This is a genomic window from Blastococcus aggregatus (assembly GCF_900221005.1).
GTDB lineage: Bacteria > Actinomycetota > Actinomycetes > Mycobacteriales > Geodermatophilaceae > Blastococcus > Blastococcus aggregatus.
On the sequence record NZ_OBQI01000004.1, the window covers coordinates 286,269 to 303,340 of the forward strand.

The 17,072-nt window shown below is 70.6% G+C and carries 13 protein-coding genes and 1 pseudogene; 5 read left to right on the top strand and 9 right to left on the bottom strand.

Annotation, left to right across the window (positions count from 1 at the left end; genetic code table 11):
* Positions 1–14: 14 nt before the first annotated feature.
* Both CRP29_RS14735 and CRP29_RS22805 read right to left on the bottom strand, forming a co-directional pair.
* The gene (locus tag CRP29_RS14735; protein WP_097195815.1) at positions 15–365 is read right to left on the bottom strand and encodes a hypothetical protein; all 351 of its coding nucleotides are present in this window, start codon (positions 363–365) and stop codon (positions 15–17) included.
* Positions 366–378: 13 nt separating this feature from the next.
* Positions 379–549: a hypothetical protein gene (locus tag CRP29_RS22805; protein WP_176522982.1), complete on the bottom strand. Its 171-nt coding sequence runs from the start codon at positions 547–549 to the stop codon at positions 379–381.
* Positions 550–748: 199 nt separating this feature from the next.
* Here CRP29_RS22805 and CRP29_RS14740 point away from each other — a divergent pair, with 199 nt between their 5' ends.
* Positions 749–2,167 carry an ADP-ribosylglycohydrolase family protein gene (locus tag CRP29_RS14740; RefSeq protein WP_097195816.1) on the top strand — a complete coding sequence of 473 codons (1,419 nt, stop codon included), beginning with the start codon at positions 749–751 and terminating at the stop codon, positions 2,165–2,167.
* A 55-nt stretch (positions 2,168–2,222) separates the two neighbouring features.
* Entirely contained in the window at positions 2,223–4,928 is a 2,706-nt protein-coding gene (locus tag CRP29_RS14745) for an ATP-binding protein (RefSeq protein WP_097195817.1), read from the top strand.
* 6 nt (positions 4,929–4,934) lie between these two features.
* Here CRP29_RS14745 and CRP29_RS14750 read toward each other — a convergent pair whose 3' ends face one another.
* The 6 genes from CRP29_RS14750 to CRP29_RS14775 all read right to left on the bottom strand — a co-directional run bounded on the left by CRP29_RS14750 (position 4,935) and on the right by CRP29_RS14775 (position 11,000).
* Positions 4,935–5,924: a GGDEF domain-containing protein gene (locus CRP29_RS14750; protein ID WP_141437142.1), complete on the bottom strand. Its 990-nt coding sequence runs from the start codon at positions 5,922–5,924 to the stop codon at positions 4,935–4,937.
* 133 nt (positions 5,925–6,057) lie between these two features.
* Positions 6,058–6,591, bottom strand: coding sequence for a PASTA domain-containing protein (locus CRP29_RS23050; RefSeq protein ID WP_097195819.1), 534 nt, complete (start codon positions 6,589–6,591; stop codon positions 6,058–6,060).
* On the bottom strand, positions 6,591–7,298 hold the full coding sequence (locus CRP29_RS14760; RefSeq protein WP_097195820.1) for a helix-hairpin-helix domain-containing protein: 708 nt from the start codon (positions 7,296–7,298) through the stop codon (positions 6,591–6,593). The genes CRP29_RS23050 and CRP29_RS14760 overlap by 1 nt, the downstream gene beginning before the upstream one ends.
* Positions 7,295–8,947: a nuclease-related domain-containing DEAD/DEAH box helicase gene (locus tag CRP29_RS14765; RefSeq protein ID WP_097195821.1), complete on the bottom strand. Its 1,653-nt coding sequence runs from the start codon at positions 8,945–8,947 to the stop codon at positions 7,295–7,297. The genes CRP29_RS14760 and CRP29_RS14765 overlap by 4 nt, the downstream gene beginning before the upstream one ends.
* 201 nt (positions 8,948–9,148) lie before the next feature.
* Complete coding sequence (locus tag CRP29_RS14770; RefSeq protein ID WP_097195822.1) at positions 9,149–9,793, bottom strand: hypothetical protein; 645 nt, start codon at positions 9,791–9,793, stop codon at positions 9,149–9,151.
* A 109-nt stretch (positions 9,794–9,902) separates the two neighbouring features.
* A complete protein-coding gene (locus CRP29_RS14775; RefSeq protein ID WP_245852831.1) occupies positions 9,903–11,000 on the bottom strand; it encodes an NUDIX hydrolase in 1,098 nt (365 codons plus the stop codon).
* A gap of 135 nt (positions 11,001–11,135) precedes the next feature.
* On the opposite strand from CRP29_RS14775, the pseudogene CRP29_RS23825 reads away from it, so the two are divergent.
* From CRP29_RS23825 to CRP29_RS14790, 3 genes and pseudogenes are all read left to right on the top strand, one after another.
* Positions 11,136–11,513: pseudogene (locus CRP29_RS23825) on the top strand (ARPP-1 family domain-containing protein); the annotation flags it as partial.
* A 31-nt stretch (positions 11,514–11,544) separates the two neighbouring features.
* On the top strand, positions 11,545–12,246 hold the full coding sequence (locus CRP29_RS14785; RefSeq protein WP_483861846.1) for an ADP-ribosylglycohydrolase family protein: 702 nt from the start codon (positions 11,545–11,547) through the stop codon (positions 12,244–12,246).
* Positions 12,200–13,990 carry a GmrSD restriction endonuclease domain-containing protein gene (locus tag CRP29_RS14790; RefSeq protein ID WP_097195824.1) on the top strand — a complete coding sequence of 597 codons (1,791 nt, stop codon included), beginning with the start codon at positions 12,200–12,202 and terminating at the stop codon, positions 13,988–13,990. Before CRP29_RS14785 ends, CRP29_RS14790 begins: the two co-directional genes overlap by 47 nt.
* An 845-nt stretch (positions 13,991–14,835) precedes the next feature.
* Here the strand turns inward: CRP29_RS14790 and CRP29_RS14800 are convergent.
* The gene (locus CRP29_RS14800; RefSeq protein ID WP_217991608.1) at positions 14,836–17,070 is read right to left on the bottom strand and encodes a 3'-5' exonuclease; all 2,235 of its coding nucleotides are present in this window, start codon (positions 17,068–17,070) and stop codon (positions 14,836–14,838) included.
* Between the last annotated feature and the right edge of the window lie 2 nt (positions 17,071–17,072).

The window sequence follows — 17,072 nt, forward strand, 5'->3', positions numbered from 1 at the left end:
GCGATTCGGCGCGCCTACCCGTCGCCGCGGTACCCCTCCCACGCCCGTTCGCGGGCGGCGGCCGCCTCCTCGGCGCCGATGTGCCGGCAGCCGGGTGAGGGCTCTCCCGTCCGCGCCGAGACGACGAAGCAGGTGACGTTGGGCCATCCCGCGGCGGCGCAGAAAGCGCCGATGTCGTCGAGCACGCGGGCCGAGGCGAGCGGGGCCAGCCCCGGCTGTAGCTGCTCGGCGAACTCCCCGTAGGTCACCGGCCGCTCGCCGGCGCGGGCCAGCTCACGGAGCAGCCGGAGCCCGTCGACCATGCGCCGCGCCCGCGCGGCCGGCCAGGCCCGGTCGTCCAGGTACCGGGCCAGGACGGCGTCCATCGAAGCGTCGGTCTCAGCGGGCCTGGTCGTCCTCGTCCCGGCTCGCCGACGGGCGCGCGGGGCGCCCCTCGATCACGGTCTCGATCCGCTGGGTGATGTCGAGCTCGCCGGTGTCCGGAGAGGCGTGCCGCCCGTTCCGGGGCAACGCGAACTCGGCGGTCTCGTCGAGCAGGTGCTTGGCCACAACGCTGTCCTTCCGTGGAGTCCGGTCCAGGGTAGGGACGATCGGCCCGTCCTCGCGCAGGCTGCGGAGAACGCCCAGGTGAGCGGTGACGAGCGGGACGGCTGGGACGTCGGACCCGCTCCCCCGCCGGACCGCCTCGCACGGTGCAGCCGCACGGCAGGGGATGCTGTGGCCGGTCGGATCACCTCGGGGAGTTCTCGTGACGCAGTCCATGCACCGCTCGCACCGGGTCGCCGGCGCTCTCGTCGGCTCGGCCGTCGGCGACGCGCTCGGTGCGCCGTTCGAGTTCGGCCCACCCGGGCAGCTCACCGCCCGCTTCCCGGTGCCGGCGCGCGGGGCGAGGACCGAGATGTGCGGCGGCGGGTCGCTGGGGTGGGCGCCGGGCGAGTTCACCGACGACACCCAGATGGCGCTGCTCGTGGCGACGTCGCTGGTGGACAACGCGGGACCGGACCTCGCGGACGTGTTCGCCCGGTTCACAAGGTGGGCGGACGCGAACCCGCCGGACATCGGCAACCAGACCCGCGCCGTCCTCTCCTCCGGCCGTCCGTGGGACGTCGCCGCGGCGGAGCACTTCGCCCGGTCCGGTCACGCGGCCGGCAACGGCGGCCTGATGCGGACGACGCCCGCGGCGATCTGGTTCTCCCGCGCCGGCACCGAGGCCACCATGGACGGCGCCCGGCGGATCTCCGCGCTGACCCACGGCGACCCGTCGGCCGGCGAGGGCGCGGCGATCCTGCACGAGCTGATGCGGGTGGCGCTGGAGGGCGGCGACCCGCTGGACGCCGTCGAGCCGGCCCTGGCGCTGGTGGCCGAGGAGCACCGGGACCGGTGGGCGACGGTGCTCGATCCGGCCTGGACCCCGGCCGACGCGACCGAGTCCAACGGCGCGGTGTGGCCGACGCTGGGCCAGGCGATGTGGGCGCTGCGCACCGGCCGCGACTTCGCCGAGGTGCTGCGGCTGGTGGTCGACCTCGGCGGGGACACCGACACGGTGGCCTGCGTCGCCGGCGGCCTGGCCGGCGCGGTGTTCGGCATGGGCGGCATCCCGAGCCGGTGGGCCTCGGCGCTGCACGGCCGGGTGCCCGGCCACGGGGAGAAGCTGTGGCGGCTCGCCGACCTGCAGCAGCTCGCCGCGGCCCTCGACGGCGCGGCGCAGCAGAGCTACGACCCCGGCGTCATCCCGCGGATCGGGCCGGCGGAGGTGCTGCCGGGCATCTGGGCGGCGAACCTCGACGGCGCCCGGTACAGCGAGCAGGACTTCGCCGTCATCTCGCTGTGCCGGCTGGGCGAGCCGTTCGAGCACGAGCTGCAGCGGATGGCCTACGTCGCCGACAACGAGCACAACAGCGACCTCGACGTCGTGCTCGCCGACGTCCTGGAGGACATGGCGGCACTGCGCGCCGAGGGGCACCGGCTGCTGGTGCACTGCCACGGCGGCGCGTCGCGGACGGGTCTGGTGCTGCGGGCCTGGCTGATGCGCACCGAGGGGATGGCGGCGGACGAGGCGACGGCGCACGTGGCCGCGCGCTGGCCGCACCTGGGGTTGTGGAACGCGAGTTTCACCGCCGCGCTGGACCGCCTGGCCGTGCAGTCCCCCGGCGCGGATCGGCCGTAGCCGCCGCACCTCCGGAGCACTCCCGCCGGTCCGCCAGCGGGAGTACGGTCCCGCCATGGCGCCCGCGGACCCCGGGGTGGACGGCGCTGCGACATCCCCGTCGGTAGGCCGGCTGCCCCGCTCTCCCCGTGGGCTGCCTGCTGGCCTGGTCACCTTCGTCATGGCCGACATCGAGGGCTCCACGCGGCTGTTCCACGAGCTCGGCGACGGCTATCCCGCGCTGCTGGAGCAGTACCGGGCGCTGCTGACCCGCGCCTGCCGGCGGAACCTCGGGATCGTGGTGGAGACCGACGGCGACTCGCTGCTGGCCGCCTTCGCCGACGCAGGTGACGCCCTCGCCGCGTGCCTGGAGGCCCAGCAGGGGCTCGCGGGCCCGAAGTGGACCGGTCGGGTGCGGGTGCTGGCGCGGATCGGGGTGCACACCGGGGAGGCGACCCCGATGGGCAACGGGTACGTGGCGCTGGCGGTGCACCAGGTGGCCCGCATCTGCGCCGGCGCGCACGGGGGCCAGGTGCTGGTGTCCGAGGCCGCCGTCGACGCCGCGGGTGGCCGGCTGCCGCAGAACGCGGAGCTCGCCGTCCTGGGCTCGTTCCGGCTGCGCGGCTTCCCCGCCCCGGTCCAGCTGGCCCAGCTGCACCACCCCGATCTGCGAGCCGACTTCCCGCCGCTGCGCGGCCTCGGCAACGTGGCCGCCGTGCTGCCCATCCCGCTGACCTCGTTCGTCGGACGGGTCCGCGAGCTGGACGTGCTGGGCGCCCGGATCGCTGCGCAGCGGCTGGTCACCGTCGTCGGCCCGGGCGGCAGCGGCAAGACGCGGCTGGCGCTGGAGGCCGCGCGGAGGCATGAGGCGAGAGGCACGCCGGCCGTCCTGGTGGAGCTCGCCGGCACCAGCGCGGCGGCGCTGCTGCCGGCACAGGTGGCCACGGCGCTGGGCATCCAGCTGTCGGTCGGCGATCCTGTTTCCGCGCTGGCCGACGCGCTCCGCGACCGGCAGCTGCTCCTGCTGCTCGACAACTGCGAGCACCTGCTCGACGCCGCCGCCCTGCTCGCGGCCACGCTGCTCGCGCGCTGCCCGGATCTGACCGTGCTCGCCACCTCCCGCCAGCCGCTGGGCGTGCCCGGGGAGTCGGTGCTGCCGTGCGAGCCGCTCGAGACCGACGGCGACGACAGCGACGCCGTCCGGCTGTTCCTCGACCGGGCTCGGCTCGCGGTGCCCTCGGTGGAGCCGTCCCCCGGTGACCTCGCCCTGGTGCGGCAGCTCTGCGCGGAGCTCGACGGCCTGCCACTGGCTCTGGAACTGGCCGCGGCCGCGCTCACCACGATGCCTCTGACCGAGCTGGTCACCCGCCTCGGGGACCGCTTCGCCGTGCTCAGCCAGGGGGTGCGTGGTGTGCCGGCGCGGCAGCAGACGCTGGCCGCGACCATCCGCTGGAGCGTCGACCGGCTGCCGGCGAACGAGCTGGCTCTGTTCACGGCGGTGTCGGTGTTCTCCGGCGGCTTCGCCACCGACGCCGTGGACGCCGTCGCCGGGCCCGAACTGGGCGACGGCGCGAGCACGCTGGCGCCGCTGCGGGCGCTGGCCGACAAGTCGCTGCTCCAGATCGACCACGGCGCCGGCCGCTACCGGATGCTCGAGACGCTGCGTCAGTACGCCGACACGCTGCTGGACGACGCCGCACGACGCAGGCTGCGCGACCGTCAGCTGGCCTTCCTCGCCGAGCTCGCCGAGCGGATCGAGCCCACCCTCCGCGGCCGCGAGGGGGCGGTCGGCTGGCGGCGGCTGGACGCCGAACGGCTGAACGTGCGCGCCGCCTTCGCGCACGCCCTCGCCACCGACCAGGGCGAGGCGGCGCTGCGCATCGCCGCGGCGGTCAGCTGGTGGTGGTACCGGCGCGGCCAGGTCGCCGAGGGGCGTCGCTGGCTGGCCGATGCGCTAGCGGCCGCACCGGCAGCGCGGGCCGCCGTGCGGGTGCGGGCGCTGCTCGGGGACGCGCTGCTGGCCTACCTCGCCGGGGACGTCGTCTCGATCCGCGCGCGGGTGGAGGAAGTCGTGACCCTGGCCCCCGAGGAGGCCGGCGACACCGTCGCGCTGGCGATAGTGCTCCGGGCATTCGTCCGCGCGCTGCTCGGCGAGACCGAGGCCGTGGCCGACTTCGAGGTGGAGGCGCGGCGGGCGGTGGCCGCCGCGGAGCGCAGCGGTGTCGCCTGGGTGCGCGCCGAGATCGCCATGACCCGGGGCCAGTTCGCCCGGATGGCCGGGGACGCCGACGCCGCCCTCCGCCACCTCGACGAAGCGGAGGCGATCGCGGTCGAGATCGGGCACAGCTGGGCGGTCGGATCGGCGCTGTTCGTGCGCGCCAAGGTGCTGCTCGCGCTCGGCCGCGGCCCGGAGGCGGTGCGCGCGGCGGCCATGGGCGTGAGCGCGGCGCTGGCCGACGACGACGCCACCGGCGTCCTCGCCGTCCTGCTCACCGGCGCGGGCGCGGCCACCGCGGCCGGATCACCCCGCTCGGGCGCAGTGATCCTGGGTGCGATCGAGACGCTCAGCCGCCGGGTGGGCTACGACCCGATGCAGATGGACCCGGTGGACGGGCAGGCCTACGTCGCCGCGACCCGTGCCGCGCTGTCGCCGGGCCAGTACGCCGCCGCGCACACCGAGGGCGCCGCGCTGGACCTGCCCGGCGCGTGCGCCGTGCTCATCGACCTGGCCAGTGCCGTGCCCGCGGTGCAGGCGGCGGGTGTCGCAGAACGCCTGGACTGAGGCGGCTCAGCGCGCGTGCGGCGTCGCGGTCTCGAGGGGCGTGGCGCCGTCGAGCTCGACCCGGCCGCGGCCGGCGGCCTTGGCCTCGTAGAGGGCGCGGTCGGCGCGGCGCATGAGCTGGGAGGCGGTCTCGCCGGGGTGGTGGGCGGCGACTCCGCAGGAGAGCGGGATGTCGGGGTGCATCGCGCAGACCCGGCGGACCAGCGCGAGGGCCTCGTCGCCGGTCATGCGCGGGAGGATGAGGGAGAACTCGTCGCCACCGTGGCGCGCCAGGACGGCGCCGTAGGGCAGCTCGGCCTTCCAGGCGTCGGCGACGCGGCAGAGCATGCGGTCGCCGGCCTCGTGACCGGCGGTGTCGTTGATGGCCTTGAAGTGGTCGAGGTCGAGCAGGGCTGCCGCCAGGGGCTCGCCGGTGCGGGCGGCCTCCATGCACTCGGCCAGGGCGTTGTCGAAGCCGCGTCGGTTCCTCAGGCGGGTGAGCGGGTCGCGGCTGGCGTCGGAGGCCCGCATGACCAGGGTGTGGGCGACCTGACCGAGGCCGATGAGCATGAGGTCCAGGCCGATGACGGTGCCGATCCGGACGTCGTTGGAGAGGAGGGCGGCGTCGACGCTGCCCAGAGCGAACACCAGGTGCGCGAACGCCTGCGGGCTGGCGAAGAAGAGATGGGCGTCGAGGACCACGAACGCGATGAGCGTCGCCGCACCGAGCGCGGTGACCGGGTCGGGACAGAAGACGACGGCGACGGCGATCAGTGCTGTTGCTGTCACCACCGGCAGGTGGAAGGCCTGGCGCGGCCAGTGGCTGCCCCAGATGCCGAAGACCAGCGCCGCCAGCAGGGCGCCGATGCAGATGGTGAGCAGGATGCCGCGGTTCTCGTCGGATTCCGCGCCCAGCACCAGGCTGAGGCCGGCCAGGCCACCGAAGCCGAAGAGCGTCGTGATGGTCTCCGCCATCACGCGCGTCGTCGCCACCTCGGGCACTCGGAACCGGCTCACGTCAGAGATGTCGGCTGTTCGCGCTGTCCCCTTGATGCCGATCTCCGGGACGGCTCCCCCGCCGGGGTGAGGCTCTCTTGATTCCGCGTCGCCCAGCCAGGGCACCGCGTCGTTGCCGGGCCGATGGACCGGCTCAGGGGCAGGACTCCTCACGCTTCACGACGCCGAAGTCGAGCTGTCCTTCGACGTCGCCGGTGACCCGCTCCCCCGGCGCGACGTTCTGGTCGCAGACGATCCAGTTCGAGTCGTTGACCTGGTTCCGGCTGCCCAGCAGGTCGTGGGACACGCTGTAGAAGACGCCGAGCTCCTGGACGGCGTCCTGCGCGGACTGCAGGTCCGTACCGACGAGGTCCGGCATGACGAAGTCGACGGCGCTCGGGCTCGCGGTCGTCGGCGGAACGGTGGTCAGTGTCGGGGCAGCGGCGGGCGTCGAGGGAACAGTCGAGGTCGGCGTCGCCCTGCTCGGCGTGGTCGACGGCGCCGTCGACGGCGCCTCGGACGAGGGCGAAATCGCCGAGGACGACGACGCGACTGCCGACGTCCCGGAGGCCCCGCCGATGCCGCCGATCAGCGCACCGCCGAGACCGATCACGGCAAGGCCGCCGACGACGCCCCACCAGGGCGGGGAGATCGTTGAGGACTGCGGGCCGCCGGGCAGGTCTGCCATCAGAAGACCGCCCGTTCCTGCAGCTGCTCACGTGCGGAGGGGGTGAGCGGCACGTTGTCGATCAGCTCGGCCATGTCGTACCAGGAGCCGCCGCGGGCGGTGCGCCCCGCGACGATGGCCTCGGCTTCGCGCGGGGCGATGTCCGCGACGCGGGCGATCACCTCGGCCTGTGCGGTGTTCACGTCGATCAGCCCGCCGTCGTCGTAGCCTCGACCGAGGTCGGGGCGGCCGATGCCGAGCTCCCGCTGCAGGCCGGGCTCGCGGGCGATGAGCTGCCGGGTCTCCTGGCGCCGGGCTCGGGCGCCCAGCGCGCGGGCGACGACCGGGTCGGCGTGCACCGGCACGACTCCTCCCCCTCCGTAGACCGCCCGGCGGAGCGAGCGCAGCTGGATGCAGGCGATCACCATGACGAACAGCGCGCTCAGCCCGCCGATGGTGCTCAGCGTCGGATTGCCGGAGGTCCCGTCGGCCTGCTGGGGCGGCATGATCGAGAACAGGATGACGAGGTAGACGCCGGCGGCCGTGTACGTCAGCGCCAGGGTGCGGACATCGCGCCGAGCCAGCCGGCTCGCGGCATGCCAGAACGGCACGGCGGCGAGGATGCCGGCCGAGGCGATAGCGAGGACGAAGTACCAACCGCCGGCCCGGAAGCGCTCACCCGCGGTCAGGGCGGACGCCGCTCGGGCCGGGAGGTGGGGCGGGGTCATGCGTTTCCCTTCGATGCGCCGCTCAGGCGGTGTGCGACGGCCTCGCCGCCGACGCGGCGGATGAGCTCCAGGTCGCCGCAGACGACGAGCAGGTCGCGGGCACGGGACAGCCCGACGTACAACATCTCCCGGGCGCGCGCCTCGTCGCGGAAGCCGTTGACCGTCAGGACGACGGCCGGGCGCTCGAGGCCCTTGAAGCCGAGGACGTGCCCGTAGAAGACGTCCTCGCCGCCCCAGAAGGACGACCAGTACGCGTCCGGACCTTCCTTCTGGCGGGCCGCCTGCTCCGGGTGCCGCCGGTAGGTCGTCAGCAGCGCGAGAGCGTCGTACGGGTAGCCGTCGTCGAGCAGCCCCTCGATCGCGTCGTCGGCGGCATCGAGTGCATCGTCGGTGGCGCACTGGACAAACCGCACCGGGACACCGTTGCCGCCGCGGTTCTTCATCTGCGACGTCGTCAGGCTGCCGAAGGTGCCGGCGATCTGCTTGGTGTTGCGCAGGTTCTCGGTGAGGTTGATCGGAGTGAGCGCCACCGTCGGCCGACCCTGCCGGGCGAACACCCGCTGCCCCTCGTCCGCGAAGACGTACAGGCAACCGTCGTCCGGGGAGCGGAGCGCGGCGACCACGGCCGGCCACCAGCTCTCGGCGAAGTCCTGCGCCTCGTCGATCACGATGGCGTCGAAGCGCTCCTCCTCTGGCAGCTGCCCGGCCAGCGAGACCATCTGGCCCGGCAGGAACTCCTCCCAGTACGCGCTGTCGTCGTCCGATCCGGCGGGGACACCCCATCCGATGCCGAGGTAGTGGAACGTGCCGACGTACGCGGGCTGGTGCTTGGCCGGCCAGGTGGCGACCCGGCGCTTGAGGAACTCGGCAAGGCCGCGGGAGTAGCACATGACGGCGACCCGCTGCCCCTCCAAAGTCAGCCGGCGGGCCTTCTCCAGCGCGAGCCACGTCTTGCCCGATCCGGCGCCACCGCGGATCTCGACACGGGAATTGCCCTCGAGCATGTCGAGGACGCGCGCCTGGTCCCGGGTGAGCAGGTCGCACTCGGCCTCGCGCTCGTGCAGGCCGGCGACCAGGTCCTGCTGAGGGATCCCGACGCCCATCAGGCACTCGACGACGAGATCCACCTCGTCCGCGGTCGGAGCGGGGACGTCGCGCTCGAGCCCTCGTAGCGCGGCTGCGATACGACCAGCGGCCAGAGGCAGGTCGGTCCGGTCGAGCACCATCCAGCGCGGAGCATCCGGAGCCGCGAAGTCGTCCGGCAGCGTCGTGGTCGGCAGCGCCACGAGGTGGACCATCCGGGGGTCACCGGCGCTCCAGCGGCGGTCCTTCCTGAGGTACTCGCGCAGCAGGTACTTGCACACCTTGGCCTGCTCGACCGGGCGGATCCGCTTGTCGATGCCACCACCGTGCTGGCGCCACTCGCCGTCGCGCAGGGAGACGCTGCCGCCCTTCACCTCGATGACGGCGATGCCGAACCCCGGCCACGCGACGATGACGTCTGCTTCGCGGTCCTCTTTGCGGTTGCTGAACCGCTGTCCGACCACGAGGACAGCTTCGTCGGGCAGCTGATCACGGAGCGTCTCGGCGAACAGCCGTTCCGCTGGCGACTCGTAGGTCGGTTCCGCGGGGAGGACGCGTGCCGTCACGTGGGCGCCCAGTTGGTTCGGCTGTCGGCGACGCTCACGACGGCTCCTCTGCACGTGCGCTGGATCGGCAGGCCCCTGGCCGGGGCGCTCCAGCGGACCTTGCCACAGCCCGGGGGCGCCGGCCGGGTTCCGGCACGGAGCGGACACGCAACCACCCCAGTGGTCCCAGGGCCCGCATGACGATCGGGATCTCGGTCAGGCTCACCCCTCCCTGCTCGAGGCGAATTCCGCGCACTGGCGACAGGCGCCGGCAGAGCCGATGAACGACTCGGGCGCAGACACGCGGCGGCAGGTACGGCACCACCGGAAGGACCGGCGCCGGCTGGAGGCGATGCGTTCGGAGGCGTCCGCCACGACGCCCGGCAGGTGCAGGACGTCGTCCCGGGTGAACCTCGGCCCGTCGCTCATCAGCGGGCCGGGGCGCTGCTCGCCCCACGAGGAGATCGGGCGGGCCAGGACGAACCACGGACCCTGGACACCGATGGCGACCTGCGCCGGCTCGCCGCTGACGAACCACGCCACGCCGTCGTGCGTCACCGTCCCGCTCTCGCGCCGCCAGCCGGCACCCAGCGCGCGGACGACCTCGGAGTGCCCTACGTCCAGGAGCGCGGCCAGCTCCGCCTCCCCGGCGGTCGGATCGGACTCGCTCCCCCACTGGAGCTCGCAGGTGCGGCAGGCGAACGCCGCGGGCTCCTCCGGCATCAGACAGCCGCCGAGCACGACCGTCCCCCGCTCCGCCTCCTTGAAGTCGTCGGGGTTTGGCATCCCGTAGATCAGCGGGACGGAGTCCTCCCGCCCGCATCGTGGGCACACGCGTCCCGCCTGCACACCGACCGATTCGCCCATGCCACTCCTCGTCCTCGCGGCCGTCGTGCGACGGCCGAGCGGGGAGAGTGGCAGGTGCCACCGACAGAACTGGTCAGCGGAAGCCGGACCGTCGGCCGATCCGGCTCCGTCAGGAGGAGCCGGCCACTCGAGCGAGCGCCCGCTCCAGCGCGGCCATGGCCGCACGCCGTTCGACCGGCTCGGCCAGGGCGAGCATCGGCACGTGCACGTGGTGCGTGGCGGCAGACGTCCGCTCGAGCCGGAAGCTCCGGAACTCCGCCCCGACCGACTCCGCGTCGTCGGGGTCGAGGCCGATGGACAGGGTCTGCGGCCTGGCGTAGGCAGCGACCCGCTCCTCCCCGGCCGGGCGAACGGCCACGTAGTGCGGCATGCCCGAGAGCGTGAGGGGCACGCGCGTGCCGACGTCGTCCACCAGGCGCTGGATGTGCGGATTAACCTTGTGGCCAGACAACCCTCGGAACGACCCGGCCGGCCCCGAGGCGTCCGCGCCTCGATCGGCCCGGCTGCGGTCCTTGCGCACCGGCCGTACGCCGAGGACCTCGGTCAGGTCCCGGACGTCCGCGGAGCGGCGGTAGAGCTCGGCCGGCTTGCCCATGACGCTCGAACCCGGCTCCTTGCGGGCCGACTCCCCCGTGGGCTGGATCAGTCCCCGGCCGACCATGTACCGCCGGAAGGTATCGATGGACGGCCGCGCCTCCCCCGGCCCGGGCTGAGGCGCGACGGCGTCGTGCAGGGCCTGCAGTGCCTTGAGCGTGAACTGGTCCCCGAGCAGATGCGCGGGATCCGGCCGCAGCGCGTAGTCCTGCTGCACCCGGTCGACGGCGAGTCGCACGATCTCGTCATGGCCGAAGGGCTGCCCAGCGGCGTTCTCCACAGGCACGACCCGGACGTCCGGACGGTTCGCCAGGACCGGGTCGACATCGTCCGCGAGCACCAGGACGACGTGCGCCACGGACAGGACCCAGCCCCGGTCGTCCCGGTCGGGATCGTCGAAGACGTGCAGCTGCTGGGGACGTGTTCCGCGGAGGCCGACCTTCTCCGCGAGCGAGCGGAGCACCGCGTCGGCCAACGTCTCACCCTCGTGCAGGAAGGTTCCCGGGAGCGCCCACTCCCCGGCATTCGCGCCGCCATGGGGGCGCTCGTGCTGGAGAACACCCAGGGACTCCGCGCCTGGGTCCACCACCAGGACGGCTGTGTCGACCGCCACGGAGGGTCGGGGGTAGTCCGCCAGCGTTCGGCTCGAGCTGTCTCGACGATGACGCTGCGCGCTCTGATCGCTCACCCCGTTGACACTATCGGCATGTTTGCGCTTTAGTCTGCTTACACGCAAAAGTGCTTCGAAGTGAGGTGGCGGCATGACGCACTCCCCCGGCTGCACGTCGGCCAAGGCACGGTTCGTGGCCCGCTGACCGTCTTCCCGGTCTGGACCGATGCACCCTCGACCCCTCGCGGCTACGTCACCGGCGCCTCCGCACCCGTGCATGTCGCCGAACGAGCCGGCTCGCCCACCGTCGACCAGCTCGTGCTGACCAACCGCGGGCAGCGCCCCGTGCTACTGCTCGCCGGCAAGCTGCTCGAGGGCGGTTGGCAGACCCGGGCGCTGACGGCGACGACGCTGCTGGCGCCGGGCACGCCGTCTGTCGAGCGCGTGGTGTGCGTCGAGGAGGGCCGATGGGTGGCTACGCCGCCACACAGGGCTGGCGCGGGCGTGTGCCCGCCACGGCCCGGGCGGCCTCGGGACGTCGCTACGGCTGAGCACCTCGCCCGGTCCGGTGCACGCGGCGGGCAACGGCTCGCTGATGCGCGCGACGCCGTCGGCGATCTGGTTCTCCGGCTCCGGCACCGACGCGCCGATGGACGCCGCACGGGGGATCTCCGCACTCACCCACGGCGACCCGTCGTCCGGTGGAGGCTGCGCGATCCTCGCCGAGCTGAGCCGGGCGACACTCGACGGCGGCGACCCTCTGGCGGCGATCCCGACTCTGGCGCTGGTGACCGACCAGCGTGGCGCGCGGTGGGCGACAGTGCTGGCTGACTCTGGACGCCTATCAGGCGACCAGTCCAACAGCGAGGCGTGGCCGACGCCGGGCTCAGCGATTTGGGCGGCCGGGTGCCGGGGGTTCGCCGACAAGCTGTGGCGGCTGGCCGACCTGCAGCAGCTCGCCGCCGCGCTGGACGGCGCGGCGAAGCCGAGTCTCGACCCCGGCGTCATCCCGCGAATCGGGTCGGCGGAGGTTCTGCCGGGCATCTGGGCGGCCTGCAGCGTAAAGACAATCGCAGGCGGCTTTCTGCGCGTAGGTACAGACGTGGCTGCGGTGACCACGTTCGTCGATCTGCTCGCAGGTCTGCACTCGACCCTGCCGCCGCTCAACTGGCATCGCGCCGGGACGGTGGTAGACAGCGGGCATGGCGAAGTACCGGGTGACCCAGTCTGCCGTCACACAACTGCTTGAAGATGTCCGGCGTGATCACATCGCGATTCCCGAGCTTCAAAGGCCGTTCGTCTGGGACAGCGTGAAGGTCCGCGACCTTATGGACTCGCTATACAAGGGCTACCCGGTTGGCTATCTCATCACCTGGCAGTCCGTCGGCGCTCACCTCAAGGGCGGGGAAGTCGCCGCCCATCAGCAGATCCTCATCGACGGCCAGCAGCGAATCACCGCCCTGCGTGCAGCCGTCGCTGGGCTGAAGGTCGTCGACAAGCGCTACAAGCCTGTGCGTATCAAGATCGCGTTCAACCCGGTCACCGAAGAGTTCGCCACGCTGACGCCCGTGATCGACAAGAACAGTGAGTGGATCTCTGATATCAGCGCACTATTCAACGCCGCTTCGACGTACGGCTTTTACAGCGACTACTTCGGTAATAACCCGGGTGTCGATAAGGCATCGGTAGAGGCGAACATTGGACACCTCGAGCAGATAAAGAACGCCCAGATCGGAATCATCGCCCTCAACGACGACCTAGACGTTGAGACAGTTTCCGAAATCTTCATCCGCATCAACTCGAAGGGCGTCCCCCTCTCGAGCGCCGACTTCGCCATGTCCAAGATTGCTACCTACGGCAAGCGGGGTCGCAACCTCCGCAAGTTGATCGACTACTTTTGCCATCTCGCGGTGGCACCGCATGCATATGCCGATATTGCAGAAAACGATAAGGACTTTGCGAGCTCCAAATACTTGGCCCCCATCACTTGGCTGAAGGACGACGCGGAAGATCTTTACGACCCCGCCTACGGGGACGTCATCCGCGTCTCTGGCCTCCTCGGCTTCAGCCGAGGGAAGGCGTCATCCATCGTGAGCGAGCTCTCCGGTCGCGACCCAGAGACGCGCAAGGTCGACGAGAGTCGCATTCCGGCTGCGTACGACCGACTCGAGGAAGCACTGCTTCAGATCGTCAAGAAGTACCACTTTGAAAACTTCTTAATGATCATCAAGTCCGCGGGTTACATCGCACCAGGGATGATCGGTTCCAAGAACGCGCTCAACTTCGCATACGCCCTGTACCTACGCCTTCGAGCCGATGACTCCATGAGCGAGGGTGAGCGCAAACGTGTCGTCCGTCGTTGGTTCGTCATGTCGATGCTCACCGCCCGACACTCGGGGAGCTTCGAATCGACCTGGGAACAAGACATTCGACGCATCGGCACGGTCGGGGCTACGGCCTACCTGAAGCAGATTGAGGAGTCAGAACTCACGGATGGTTTCTGGGAGGTTGCCCTACCTGCCGCGCTGGAGACGACGAGCACTTCCAGCCCCTTCTTTCAGACCTTCCTGGCTGCACAGGTGGCCACGGGAGTTCGAGGATTTCTGTCCCGCTCAATCACCGTTGCGTCGATGCACCAGCAGTCGGGGGACATTCACCACATCGTTCCGAAGGACTATCTACAGAAGAATGGATTCCCGGACCGCGGCGACTACAACCAAGTGGCGAACTTCGCACTCACCGAGACGTCGATCAACATCAGCATTTCAAACAAGCCGCCGGCCACCTACATGGCGGAAATCCTCGAACAGATCGAAAGCGGACGCCTGACGCTGGGGGAGATCATCGAGACCGAGGACCTGCACAGGAACTTGCGTGAGAACGCCGTACCTGACGAGTTGGTAACGCTGACCGCGAGCTCTTATCGGGAATTCCTCGACCGGCGCCGTCGTCTCATGGCTGGGGTTATACGCCGATATTTTGATCAGCTGTGATGTTGATCGGCCCAGCGTGACAGGAGTCCGACACGTCGATGATTTCTGCGTTTCGCAACTCTTCCTCATCGCCACCATGACCACCGCCTTGCACGCGAGAGGGCGGGATTAGCCGATGGTTGTCGGAAGCGCACCGCCGCCCGATGCGCCCTCGCCGCTGGTTGACGCCTGATCCGCAGATTACGCAGACGGCCGTCCGAAGACCCGATCGATGTGAGCAGCGAGCGCCAAGGCAGATTCGCGATCGAACTGCAGCGTCTGGCTGACCTTCTTCTCACGTTGCCGTTGGTCCGAGCCGAATGAGCTGATCTGCAAGTACGTCGCCCCTTGATCCGCCACGGCCCGCACCTCACAGTCGACTTCGCTGGGATGAACGCGACCGCCCTGGGCGATCCACTCGAGAGACCTTACGAGTGCCACTTAGTACTCCGCTTCGTCAATCATTGGGCGGATGGACCTGCATGAGTTCCGCCTGGCTGTTCGCTGAATCGCTGGCGTTGCTTACCCACGCTGTCTGAGACGATCGCCAGCACCCGAGCGGCGACTGCCTCGTGGTCCCCCTCAGCCGGTAGGACCGTCTACCCGTCCTCGTACAGCAGCGCGCCTCCGTCGAGATGCACGGCGACTTTGTGCAACGGCCACGCTAGACTCAGCGGCACGCCTTCGGCGTTCATTTGACCGGCCAGTTGCTCCCCGTTGCGTCTGGACTGCAGGGTCTCGGTGTGACTCAAGCCGCAGACGCCTCAAAGCGCAATCACCCCGGGGAAGCGGCCCTGCCGGGCGGTGCAGTTGGGGCTGCTGGTGCAGGTCCGGTCGGCGGAGGTCGACCATGGCCGGGACCCAGTTCAGCTGTCTGGCAGGAAGGAGCTCTTGCCGCCGCTGGTGGTCACAACCAACTCGTCCCGGGCGCGAGTTGCTGCCACGTACAGGAGCGAGCGCTCGCGCGTGAGTGCATCCGCACGGTCAGCCTCGGTCAAGTCCTTGAGCAGGTACTGAGCCGGCACGAGGCCGTCGTTCACTCCGAAGATGAGCACGCGCGAGAACTCCATGCCCTTTGCCCGATGCATGGTCATCACTAGCGGGTGCCCGTCGCGCTGCGTGCCCTGATCAAGAACCCTCGCGGTGATCCCGCGTTCGTCCAGTCCCCGACTGATCTGGCCTGCTTGCTTGGCGTCGCGAACGAGGATGCCGATGGTCTCCGGCACCACGCCGCTTCCCAGCCAATCCCCCACGACGTCCGCCGCGGACTGCAGCTCTTGGGTGAGGTTGCTGCACTCCATGACGCGCGGCGGCGGACCACTGCGCGCCGAGCGATAGTGCCCGGACTCCGCTTGGGCGTCCTCCAGGTCGACGAAGTGCTCGCCCTCGAGCACCCCGACGGCGTAGTGCAGCGTTTGAGCGGTGGTCCGGTAGTTCAGCTTCAACCGCTGAGAGCGACCGACGACGCGGATGCCGTAGCGGCCGAGCACGACTCGTTGTCCGTAAATCCGCTGCTGGGAATCCTCCGCCATGAACATGTCGTTTTCGCCCGGCTCCACAAGCGCGCGGAGGAACTGCCAGTGGCTGGGGTTCAGGTCTTGCCCCTCGTCGACGAGCACGTGGTCAACCGGACGACGTTCCCCGGCTGACGCCCTTCGTTCCAGCGACGTCGCCGCGATGGCGCCGGCCTCGGCGAAGTCGATACTCCCCTCGATGCTCGCCCGGGATCGATACGCCTCGATGACGGACCAGACGGCCAGGCGCTTCTTGCGATCTAGTGCTACCCCGCGTCCAGGCCGCCGAGCGGTGAGGTACTCATCTCGGGTGGTGATCTTGGCCGGCAGCACCACCATGGCGTACTCCGAGCTCAGGAAGGCCTTGCTCTTCAGGTCGGGTGGAAGCTCGGAACCGGCGGCTGCATCGCGCCACACCGAGTCGGGAGTGCGAGTCCCGATCTCCCACGAACGGGACCCCAGCACCGGCTCGATGTCCAGCGCCAGTTCCGCCCCGCCGCCCCGAAGGACAGCGCTGATCGCGGCGTCGATGCCGGAGACGAAGACGCCGGGCTCTCCCAGACGGCCGGCAAGCGGCAATGTGGGGTCGAGCCGGCGCAGGTCTGCCTTCATTGCATCGGCCAGGTTCTTCGTAAACGTGGTTAGCACGACGCGCGCCTGCGGGTTCTGACGCGCCAAGTACCTGGCCCGGTGCAGAAGGACCACGGTCTTGCCTGTGCCAGCACCGCCGGACAGGCGGAAGGGGCCGTTGTACAAGGCGGTCGCGTATCTGCGCTGCTCAGGGTGAAGGAACACGCGCCACGCCGCGAAGTCGGTGTCCTCGATGGCCCGGCGCAGCTCCTCGTCGTCCTCGATGAAAGCGAACTGCATCTGTGCCGCAGGGTGCTGGAGCGCCTTGAGCAGCCGCTCGTCCTCACCATCGTCGGCGACCAGCGCAGTCGCCTGCTCGTCGATGCTGAGTGTCGTCTTCACGTCGTCGACGCTCGTGCCGCTGGCCAAGTCGATCAGGGCGAGTCCCTGCCATTGAACGGCCTTGTCGGCGAGCGCCAAAATCTGGTCCTCGGAGACGGCCGCAAGCGCCGCCAGGGCCAACTTCTCGTCGATCCCGAGGTGCTTGACCAACGCGTCCTCGTCGATGCCGAACGTCGGCAGCAAGGGTGCGGGCCCAACGGGCTCGGGAGCTGGCGTCATCGTGGTGACTACCGGCGGTTCGACCGCGGAGGGCGACACAGCTGCGTCGGCGAGTTGATCCTCACCAGCGATGATCAATTCGGCGATGCCGTTGACCGGGTTGACGGTCAGCCGCGCCTTCTTGGCGAAGGCGATGGCGTCGTCATGGGCGAGGACGCCGAGGTAGACGTAGTGGGCTTCGGCGCCATGGCCCTGCACCTTGAAGAGCACGGCCCGGTAGAAGTCGTTGACCCGACCGGTGCGGACCCGGTCGTCGATGGCGTTGTTGATGGGCTCGATGTGCAGCCCGGGCAGCGCGTCGTTGTCGGACAGCTTCTCGAGGAAGGCGTAGGCCTGCTTCTTGACCGACGAGTCGAGGGCCCCGGTCTGACTGGGCCCCATGATGATCTGTGGCACGG

Bases quoted from the DNA above. Each gene is read 5' to 3' on its own strand.
- CRP29_RS14735 (WP_097195815.1), bottom strand. From the start codon at position 365: ATGGACGCCGTCCTGGCCCGGTACCTGGACGACCGGGCCTGGCCGGCC.
- CRP29_RS14745 (WP_097195817.1), top strand. From the start codon at position 2,223: ATGGCGCCCGCGGACCCCGGGGTGGACGGCGCTGCGACATCCCCGTCG.
- CRP29_RS23050 (WP_097195819.1), bottom strand. From the start codon at position 6,591: ATGGCAGACCTGCCCGGCGGCCCGCAGTCCTCAACGATCTCCCCGCCC.
- CRP29_RS14760 (WP_097195820.1), bottom strand. From the start codon at position 7,298: ATGACCCCGCCCCACCTCCCGGCCCGAGCGGCGTCCGCCCTGACCGCG.
- CRP29_RS14770 (WP_097195822.1), bottom strand. From the start codon at position 9,793: ATGGGCGAATCGGTCGGTGTGCAGGCGGGACGCGTGTGCCCACGATGC.
- CRP29_RS14790 (WP_097195824.1), top strand. From the start codon at position 12,200: ATGGCGAAGTACCGGGTGACCCAGTCTGCCGTCACACAACTGCTTGAA.